The sequence below is a fragment of the Candidatus Schekmanbacteria bacterium genome (assembly GCA_003695725.1).
Classification (GTDB): domain Bacteria; phylum Schekmanbacteria; class GWA2-38-11; order GWA2-38-11; family J061; genus J061.
Genome location: RFHX01000349.1, coordinates 1 through 6,711, shown reverse-complemented (window position 1 = coordinate 6,711; position 6,711 = coordinate 1). Strand labels below are relative to the sequence as shown.

4 protein-coding genes and 1 rRNA gene are annotated in these 6,711 nt (G+C 36.5%); all 5 read right to left on the bottom strand.

Going from position 1 to position 6,711, the window contains the following annotated elements; genetic code table 11:
- Positions 1–1,259 (bottom strand): 16S ribosomal RNA (locus tag D6734_12695); the annotation flags it as partial.
- 347 nt (positions 1,260–1,606) lie between these two features.
- Positions 1,607–2,554, bottom strand: coding sequence for a DUF4340 domain-containing protein (locus D6734_12690; GenBank protein ID RMF92276.1), 948 nt, complete (start codon positions 2,552–2,554; stop codon positions 1,607–1,609).
- Positions 2,555–2,560: 6 nt separating this feature from the next.
- On the bottom strand, positions 2,561–4,762 hold the full coding sequence (locus tag D6734_12685) for a hypothetical protein (protein ID RMF92275.1): 2,202 nt from the start codon (positions 4,760–4,762) through the stop codon (positions 2,561–2,563).
- Positions 4,763–4,772: 10 nt separating this feature from the next.
- A complete protein-coding gene (locus D6734_12680; GenBank protein RMF92277.1) occupies positions 4,773–5,468 on the bottom strand; it encodes an ABC transporter in 696 nt (231 codons plus the stop codon).
- A 10-nt stretch (positions 5,469–5,478) separates the two neighbouring features.
- On the bottom strand, positions 5,479–6,414 hold the full coding sequence (locus tag D6734_12675; protein ID RMF92274.1) for an ATP-binding cassette domain-containing protein: 936 nt from the start codon (positions 6,412–6,414) through the stop codon (positions 5,479–5,481).
- Positions 6,415–6,711: the final 297 nt, after the last annotated feature.

The following is a 6,711-nucleotide window of genomic DNA, read 5'->3' as shown; positions in this document are numbered from 1 at the left end:
TGCCATTGTAGCACGTGTGTAGCCCTGGACATAAAGGCCATGAGGACTTGACGTCATCCCCACCTTCCTCCGACTTATCGCCGGCAGTCCCCTTAGAGTGCACCCGAAGGTTAGCAACTAAGGGCAGGGGTTGCGCTCGTTGCGGGACTTAACCCAACATCTCACGACACGAGCTGACGACAGCCATGCAGCACCTGTCATCCCGTTCCTCAAAGAGGCACTCCCATATCTCTATGGGATTCGGGAGATGTCAAGCCCAGGTAAGGTTCTTCGCGTATCGTCGAATTAAACCACATGCTCCACCGCTTGTGCGGGCCCCCGTCAATTCCTTTGAGTTTTAGCCTTGCGACCGTACTCCCCAGGCGGGGTACTTAATGCGTTAGCTACGGCACAGGGAGGGTTGATGCTCCCTACACCTAGTACCCATCGTTTACGGCGTGGACTACCGGGGTATCTAATCCCGTTCGCTCCCCACGCTTTCGCGCCTCAGCGTCAGTATCAGTCCAGAGAGTCGCCTTCGCTACCGGTGTTCCTCCCAATATCTACGCATTTCACCGCTACACTGGGAATTCCACTCTCCTCTCCTGAACTCTAGTTGGATAGTTTCAAGCGCAATTCCATGGTTAAGCCATGGGCTTTCACGCCTGACTTATCCAACCGCCTACGCGCCCTTTACGCCCAGTAATTCCGAACAACGCTTGCCCCCTCCGTATTACCGCGGCTGCTGGCACGGAGTTAGCCGGGGCTTTTTCTGGTGATACCGTCAAGCCATCTCAATATTCTCAAGATGGTGTTTCGTCTCACCTAAAAGGAGTTTACAACCCGAAGGCCTTCATCCTCCACGCGGCGTCGCTGCGTCAGGGTTTCCCCCATTGCGCAAAATTCCCCACTGCTGCCTCCCGTAGGAGTTTGGGCCGTATCTCAGTCCCAATGTGGCCGATCACCCTCTCAGGTCGGCTAACCATCGTAGCCTTGGTAGGCCATTACCCTACCAACAAGCTAATGGTACGCGAGCTTATCTTGAAGCGATAGCTTGCAAGCAGAGGCCATCTTTAACCGCGCTACTTGTGTAGCGTGGTCTTATGAGGTATTAGCTTCGCTTTCGCAAAGTTATCCCTCACTTCAAGGCAAATTACTCACGCGTTACTCACCCGTCCGCCACTTTACTCTCTGTCCGAAGACAGATTTCTCGTCCGACTTGCATGTGTTAGGCACGCCGCCAGCGTTCGTTCTGAGCCAGGATCAAACTCTCCACTTAAAATTTTTCCTGCACACAAGTACAGGCTTTTTTCAAGTTTGTAGAGTTCGCCCGCAGGCTAGAAGATCTCAATCTCAGGATTGTCAAAGAACAAGATGATATTATAAATACAAACTGTTTTTCTCTTTGTCAAGATTCAATTAATCTTGAAAGTGTGCCTTTATATAGGCAAATATATAAAGTTGTCAAGAAGAAAAAACAAAAAAAATTTGCGATCAAAAATTTTTTCAGTAGATTGATACAAATACCTCTTAATGCTCTATTTAAATAAGATAATATATATATCATAAAAAGCAATAATACTTTTAAAAATAGGAAATTTTTTATGGAATGGCTTCAGAGAAATCTCTATTTCTTCTTTTTCAGAATATTATCAAAATCTTTCATAATCCGTTTTGCCCGCCACTCTGAAACAAGAAAAGGATACTCACTCTGTGATGAAATTGCTTCGTATTGTCCATCTTTTTCATCAAAAAAGGAAATCGAATAGCTGTTTGCACCTGATAGAATGACCTTATAGATGGGATTTCTGAACTCGTCCTTTTTCTTATCCTCGATAAACCTGTCACAGGTAAAGTCTTTCAACATATTGATAATCTCTGTAATTTGACCTTCAATAACATCCTTACCATCTTCTGTCTGCCATTTATAAGAAATTTTTTCTTTTTCTTTAGTTTTCTTTTCTTCCTTTTTGTCTTTATTTTCTGTTGGTTTTTTCAAAAGTATTAATTTCTTCTTATCCTTAATAAGAGTTACTTTGGTAATTTCTTCATTTATCTCCCATATTTTTTTATTACGCAAATCATCGACATCTTTATTAAAAGCACTTCTGAGATTACCCTCTGCATGATAAACTCTATAATCATCATCCAATCTAATAAAGGTATGTCTGCTAGATGAAACCGGTTTTCCTATAAATATCTTTCTTACAGGTTTATCACTTTGATATAATTCTACTTCGATCCTGTTTTCTTCATCAAGTTTATAAACTTCATATTTCTTAGATTCAGAAGCAAGCGCTGTCAGTTTCACTTTACTGGCTTTATCGATCAGGTTTTCAATTTTCTCTTTGTCAGCAGGATACTCCTTGGGCATTATGACCCAATTGGCACCTTTTTTCTCAACATCAATTACTTCACTACCTTTCTTGATTTTTATCTTTGAAATATCTTTTCTTTCAATATTGCGAAGATGAGGTAATTCATAGTTTGTTTTGTTTTTATTCTGAAATACGATATATGCCAAAAGAACAACAATAATAACTGGTAAAACTATATATTCTTTTTTAAATTTCATTTTACCTTATTCGCTAAAAATTCTTTTGATTGTTTTTTTCCTTGCTATTCTCCTAAGCCAAACAATTATACCCGCAATTATAACCAATGCAGGCAACCCGGCAATATTAATTGTTTTGATTGCTGTCCTTGTCCCAGCAGTTACTTCCTTCAATGGATTAAACCTTTGTGTTTTGCTTCTCATCAATGCATTTTCTTCTCTATTATTTACATAATCGATTGCATTCATTAAAAATTGGGAATTTGGACTCTTACCGTCTTCATCAACTACATTGTCCTTTATTATTTCAGATGTGCCTATTATAAATATTTTGGCTGGCTTCCCTTTCTTTATTGTTCTTTCTTCTGCTTTAATTTCCTTTCTAATCTTCTCTCCTGCCGTTTTTTCTTTCTTTCCTTTCTTTTCACTATCTTTTTTATCTTTCTCAGTCTCCTTTACAGGAACTGGCTTGTCAGCAAAATAACTTGAAAACTCCCCTTCTACCACATAGGCAAGAGGAAATTTCTGGAATTTCTTTTCATCTGATGGAGGCTCCAAAAAGAGAGGATTAAGTTCTATTCTTCCTGACATTTCCCATGACTTGTCAGAAGAAGAAAAGAGTTTTATTGCTCTCAATTTATTTTTCTTAATCTTTTGATTGTCAACATCTATTGCCGCCGCCTTAATAAGAATCAATCCCTTTATATTCTGCAAAAATCTAACATCTTTATTGATATATCTATTCCTAATAATTGGCGCATAGTAAATCTTTCTCTCACCACCCCCAAAGGCTTGAGGTATTTCCTGCTTATAGCAACTTTTATCAAGAATATAAGACTGTCTTACAGAAATTCCATAATGTTCCAACAACTTTTCAAGGCCGGTTTTGACTGGCAAATACAATGGCCTCTGATTTTGTCCAAACATAAATTGATTTTTTTTATTTGGTCTTACCTCATTATAGGCATCATAAAAAATAATAAGATTTCTGCCTTTCATCAAAAACTGGTCTATCTGATAAAGCTCATAATCTGTGAATTTCTTTTTAGCACCTGCTATGATTAACGAAGTTAAACTTTCAGGTATTTCTCCGTCTTCTTCAAGATTCACTTCTCTAATGGAATAATCCTCAGATAATAGTTTTTTAAAGTTCGATATGGATGTTGAGTCGTTTCTTCCAAATGAGGCTATTCCTGAAGAAAGAGGGACGGTATTATGGTCAGTAAGGTAACCTATTTCTTCATTAACATTGATTAGATTATCAATAATGCCATTGATTTTCTCTTTTAGGTCATCAATGTCTTCAAGTTGATATTGGGTACCAAAAAGAGGCAAACGAAATACATTTATTAGTTCTACTATTTCGTATTTATTTCCATATTCAACAACAATGCCTGCAAAGCCTTTTCCTGCCGGTACAGTTTTTCTTCTTCTATCTTTAAAGCTTTCCCATTCAAGTTCCAAAATATTATATTTTTCTGCTTCCTTCTCAAACTTGGGTTCTGTCGAAGGATCAAGATGATAAAATTTCAGTCGTCCGTAGTTTTGAACATTCAGTTCATCAACCATTTTTTTTATCTTCTTTGGGATCTCTGAAAGGCCGGCAAGATTTAGATATGGTCCAACAATTTCTAATGAAGAAGAAAGAAAAAGTTTTACATTTATATCGCTTTCAAGATTCAGTAACGCGCTTATCTTATTATTCAATTTTCTTATTTTCGATGTAATCTTATATTCAAGCCCATCTGTCGATGTCAGTGTTGGAATTGTCTCTACAAGGTCGCCATGAATAAAAACTACACCCATATAGGCATTTTGGAATTTTACTTCGTCCTGTTCTATCTTTTGTATCTGTATAGGATAGATACCATAGCTCCTTGCAAGGTCTTGTATTTCATCATTCTTTGCACCGCCTTCACTCGATATTTCATAAAACTGGAAATTGAAAAATTTATTACTTACAACTGAATATTCTTCCAAGAGGTCGTGCAGATATCTTTCAATATTGTTATAAGGTGCCGGGAGCCCTTTCGTAAAAAAGGCTTTGATTGTAAGTGGTTCAGAAAGCGATGATACTGCCTGAATACTTGCTGAAGAGAGGGAATAGATTTTGTTCTTTGTCAAATCAATTCGAAAAAAAAGTGTTACTGCCGCAATATTGATGAGAATAACTACAATAAAATAAGTCAAAAACTTGAAAAATTTACCCTTCTCGATAATCTTAATCATCTTGTTTATTTTATATTTTCTCCTCAACAATTAAAGTTGTTGCATAAAGCATTATAAAGCACACGCTTACGAAATAGAGTAAATCGCGGGAATCAACAATTCCCCGTGAAATATTTTGAAAATGATAATCTGCGCCTAAAAATTGAAATAATCCCAAAAGTAATGAAGGTATAAAAAATAAAATCTTATCAATTAAAGTTAGAAAAAAACATATAGCCATAGCTATAATAAATGCAATAATCTGATTCCTTGTAAGAGATGATGCAAAAAGTCCAATAGCAGAAAATGCAGCAGCAAGAAAAAGAGCTCCAACATAGCCACCAATAACAGTCCCCCAATCAAGGTCGCCAAGCAATGAAATAAATATTCCATAACTAATCGTAGGCAAAAGCATAATGAAAACAAATGCCTCTGCGGCAAGAAACTTACCAATGACGACATCTTTTGTGGACAATGGCATAGTTAACAAGAGTTCATATGAACCGGTATTAAATTCCTCAGAAAACAACTTCATTGTAACAGCAGGTATGAAGAAGGAAAACATCAGTGGAAGAAGTGAAAAGAAACTCCTAAGCTCCGCTTGATTATATATGAAAAAAGTTGAAAAGAAGAACCATCCAGAAAGAGCAAGAAAAATAGTGATTACAATGTAGGCAATCGGTGATACAAAATATGTTTTAAATTCTTTCTTAAATACCTGAATTATTCCGTTCAATTTACTTCTCCACAGTGAGCTCTCTAAAAATTGTTTCGAGAGTTCGTGTTTCTCTGTAAAATTCTAAAAGAATCCAGTTTCGCTCTTTAATTATATTGTAAACATCAGCTCTGATATCTGTGTCCTTCTTAATATTCAACTGAAGGTCAACAGTACCATTATCTTCATTCTTCAACAAAACCTTCTCAACACCTGCAAGAGAAACGAATGCTTTCTCTGCTTCCTCAAAATTGCAGTTTTGTAAGGTAATATTCAACATCGACTCATTTCCGCTTTTTTGCTTGATTTCATTAGTAGAACCATCTGCAACTATCTTTCCTTTATTGATGATAACTATCCTGTCGCAAGTTGCTTCAGCTTCACTTAAAATATGCGTTGAAAGAATAACTGTTTTTTCCTTTCCGATTTCTTTAATTATTTCCCTGATTTCTATTATCTGATTTGGGTCAAGCCCTGAAGTGGGCTCATCGAGTACAAGAATTTCCGGATTATTCATCATTGCGTGCGCAAGACCAACTCTTTGTTTATATCCTTTGGAAAGTTCATTTATTGATTTATGCATTACATCGCTAATAGCACAAAGACGACTCAATTTTTTAATTCTGTTATCCCTTTCTTTTGGATCAATTTCACGCACAGCAGCAACAAAAGAAAGGTAATCATAAACAAGCATATCAGGATAAATTGGTGCAGCTTCCGGTAAATAACCGATCAGTTTTTTTATTTCCAGTACATTGTCGTAAATATTGTAATCTTTAACCTTGATATTTCCAGATGTAGGTTTCATAAAACAGGTGAGAATTCGAAGCGTGGTAGTTTTTCCTGCGCCATTAGGGCCTAAAAGTCCAAGGATTTCACCTTTTTTTATCTTAAAACTGACATTATCAACAGCACAAACATCGCCATAATATTTGCTGATAGAATCAATCTCAATCATTTGAACAAACTGAATTATAAAGACTTAAAATCATTAAAGCCTATTAGCTTTAATCAATCAATGGTATTGCTAACAGATAATGCCTTAAAAATTTAAGAGAAAAGAAAATTTAACCTCTCGCATTTGATTGCTGATGATAATTTTGAGAAATTTTATATCAATTAATTTTTTTTTGTCAATAATGAGATAGAATTATTTTGAAAACTATTCTTAGGACATAGACAACTGAATGCTTCAATAAGTTTGTCCTGTATAAATGGCAAATCAACTATTCTTTTTTCTTGTGAGGGCATTTGA